The following is a 2414-nucleotide window of genomic DNA, read 5'->3' as shown; positions in this document are numbered from 1 at the left end:
GGATCGGTCGTGTTCGTGTCTTGTCAGTTGCGGGCGGGCGGATCAGCGTATGGGAGGTCGAAGTGTCATAGAGGGGAGCAGATCATGCGAAGACGCGCCTTTCTGGCCGGTTCCGTTGCCACGGGCTTAGCGGCGACGGGTGCCTCCGCGCAGGCAGTCTCCAAGTCAGCAGCGGCGCAGGCGGGTTGGCGGCTGGTGTCGGCTCCGGCAGCGGCACCGGCGTCCCGGTTGCTGTCGGTGTCCGCCGCGAGCGAGGAGCTGGCCTGGGCGGTGGGCGAGCAGGGGGTGCCGGCGCAGGGCACTGGCGGCAGTCCGCTGGCGCTGCGCTGGGACGGCACGGAGTGGTCGCACACGGATGTGGGACACCTGGGACTCAACGGCTCCCTGCGCGCCGTGAGCGGGACGTCGCCGGACACCGCCTGGGCGGTGGGGGAGGACAGGGACGGCCCGGACCGCCTGCTGCGCTGGGACGGCGGCACCTGGCGGCAGGTGCGGTATCCGGGCGACGACGATCCGGCGACCGTGCTGACCTGGGTGGCTGTCGGCGGCGACGGGAGGGCGTGGGTCACCGGCCAGCACGAGGGGCAGCCCAAGCTGCTGCGCTTCGACGGCGACAAGTGGAGATGGACGCCGCCCATTCCGGGTGCGACATCGCCGAACGCTCCCTGGCGGGTGCGGGTCTCGCCCTCGGGCGGTGTGCACACGGTCGGCTGGGACCTCGCGCGCTGGGACGAGGGCACGGCGCCGGCGCCGCACGGCTCGTGGACGGTGCTGCCGCCGCTCACCGGTATCCGGCTGGGCGTGAGCGATCTGCTGCCCACGGCGCCGGACGACATGTGGGCAGTGGGCGCGGCGTTCGGTGTCGGCGGCCCGCCGGGCAAGCCGCCGTCCGTGGTGCTGGCCCACTTCGACGGGACGGAGTGGGCTCATGTCGCCGGTGACACCCTGCCGTTCAAGATCGGCTCGCTGAACGCGATCGCACCGGGTGGTGCCGGGGCGGATGGCGCGGCCGGCGGGCCCGGGCTGATTGGGGGTTGGGACTTCTGGGACGACAGTTCAGCGCACTATCTGCGCTGGAGCGGTACGGAATGGGCAGGGGAGCGGGGCGCGGCGGACGGTGTCGATGCGTATGTGCGCGACGTCGCGCACATCCCCGGCACCGGCGCCGGCACTGATTCCGGCACCAGCACCGGCACGAGCACCGCCACCCAGGGCGGGGCCTGGTCGGTCGGCCATACCCGCAATGTGCCGGCGGCTGAGGTGCGGTTCCGGATCGAACGGTATGGCTAGGGCCGGCTAGGACAGGACGCCGCGTGCCGCGCCCGGCCGAGCAGCCGCACCCGCGCCGCCCCGAGCCTCCCCGCGCCGCCTGAATCCGGGAGGGCGGCGGGAAGGTCACGGCCGGGCGCGTCACGCCAGTTGTGCTGGTGCCTCTGTGGCGATGCTTTCGAAGACCGAGAGGTCGGCCTCGAAGCGGGTGCCGGGGAGGGGCCAGTGGAGGACGAGTTCGTCGAAGCCGAGGGTGGTGAGGCGGCCGGCGAAGTCCACGAAGGCGTCGAGGGACTCCAGCGGACGGTCGGGGGTGAAGCCGGTCAGCAGGGTGCGGCCGAGGGTGTGCGGGGCGCGGCCGGTCTCGGCGCACGCCTTTTCCAGGGCCTCGGTCTGGCGGGCGAGGGCGGCCAGCGAGTCGGCGGGGCTGCCGGTCTCGTTGGCGGCCGGGTCGCCCGTCGTCAGCCAGGACTCCCCGTGGTCGGCGGCCAGCCGCAGCCCGCGCGGGCCGGTCGCGGCGACGGTGAACGGCAGCCGGGGGCGCTGCACACAACCCGGGAGGCCGCGTGCCTCGTGGGCGGCGTAGTAGGTGCCCTCGGCCGTGACCTCGTCCTGGGTGAGGAGCCGGTCGAGCAGCGGGACGAACTCGGCGAAGCGGTCGGCGCGCTCGCGGCGGGTCCATGGGTGCTGCCCCAGGGCTGTCGCGTCGAACCCCGACCCGCCGGCGCCGATGCCCAGGGTGACGCGGCCGTTGCTGATGTCGTCGAGAGTGATCAGTTCCTTGGCGAGCGGGACGGGGTGCCGGAAGTTCGGGGAGGTGACCATCGTGCCGAGCCGCAGCCGGGAGGTGGCGGCGGCAGCGGCGGTGAGGGTCGGTACGGCGCCGAACCAGGGGCCGTCACGGAAGGGCACCCGCCACGAGAGGTGGTCGTAGGTGTACGCGGCGTGGAAGCCCAGTTCCTCGGCCCGCTGCCACATCTCCCGTCCGCCCTCGGACCAGCGGCGGACGGGGAGGATCACGGTGCTCAGACGCATAATCCGAGCTTAAGCGCCCCGGCCGCCGGACCCGAATCCGCGCTGCGGGGGCCGGGGCACCGCCCCGCCCACGGGCACGGCCCGCCACGCAGTGCGGCCCACGACGAACG

At 73.8% G+C, this 2414-nt stretch carries 2 protein-coding genes; one reads left to right on the top strand and one right to left on the bottom strand.

What is annotated here, in order from left to right:
* The first annotated feature begins 195 nt into the window (after positions 1-195).
* Positions 196-1290 (top strand): hypothetical protein, encoded by a 1095-nt coding sequence (locus ITI46_RS34160; RefSeq protein ID WP_209243897.1) that lies wholly within the window; start codon positions 196-198, stop codon positions 1288-1290.
* 120 nt (positions 1291-1410) lie between these two features.
* Here ITI46_RS34160 and ITI46_RS34155 read toward each other — a convergent pair whose 3' ends face one another.
* A complete protein-coding gene (locus ITI46_RS34155) occupies positions 1411-2304 on the bottom strand; it encodes an LLM class flavin-dependent oxidoreductase (protein ID WP_209243895.1) in 894 nt (297 codons plus the stop codon).
* Positions 2305-2414: the final 110 nt, after the last annotated feature.

It is taken from the genome of Streptomyces oryzae (genome assembly GCF_017676365.1).
Taxonomy (GTDB): domain Bacteria; phylum Actinomycetota; class Actinomycetes; order Streptomycetales; family Streptomycetaceae; genus Streptomyces; species Streptomyces oryzae.
The sequence above is the reverse complement of the archived record's forward strand: the minus strand, read 5'-3'. Positions and strand labels throughout refer to the sequence as shown.